Source organism: Chloroflexota bacterium (genome assembly GCA_018648225.1).
Classification (GTDB): Bacteria; Chloroflexota; Anaerolineae; order Anaerolineales; family UBA11858; genus NIOZ-UU35.
Genome location: JABGRQ010000009.1, coordinates 1 through 321 on the forward strand (window position 1 = coordinate 1; position 321 = coordinate 321).

Annotated in this window: 1 protein-coding gene and 1 pseudogene (1 of these 2 only partly in view); both read right to left on the minus strand. The window is 52.6% G+C overall.

Annotated features, from left to right (window positions below; translation table 11 throughout):
- The coding region (locus tag HN413_00080; GenBank protein ID MBT3388785.1) for an SAM-dependent DNA methyltransferase at positions 1 to 295 on the minus strand (295 nt) is incomplete at its 3' end.
- Positions 262 to 321, minus strand: a pseudogene (locus HN413_00085) (type I restriction-modification system subunit M N-terminal domain-containing protein) (it continues 180 nt past the right edge of the window). The gene HN413_00080 and the pseudogene HN413_00085, both read right to left, overlap by 34 nt.

The following is a 321-nucleotide window of genomic DNA, read 5'->3' on the forward strand; positions in this document are numbered from 1 at the left end:
GCAGCAGCTCCTCGAAGATATAGCCCATCTCGTGGTTGGTCACGGCCCCCGGACTTAAATCCACCTCGGTGAACTTTTCCACCAGCATATAGAGCAAATCATTCTTGACCAGTTTGGCGATGATCTTCTCCAACTGGAAATTCTCGATGATTTCGCGCACATTCTGGCTGTAACTGTTGAGATAATTGTTGAAATTGAGTTCGATGCTCTTGGCATCCTGAGTCAGGCGGCGCAGATCGTAGAAGGAGTGATTGTAGAAATTCAACCCCCCGGCGGCCTGACGCAGCACCGGCACAAGCTGCCCCTCATCCAGCGCGCCGC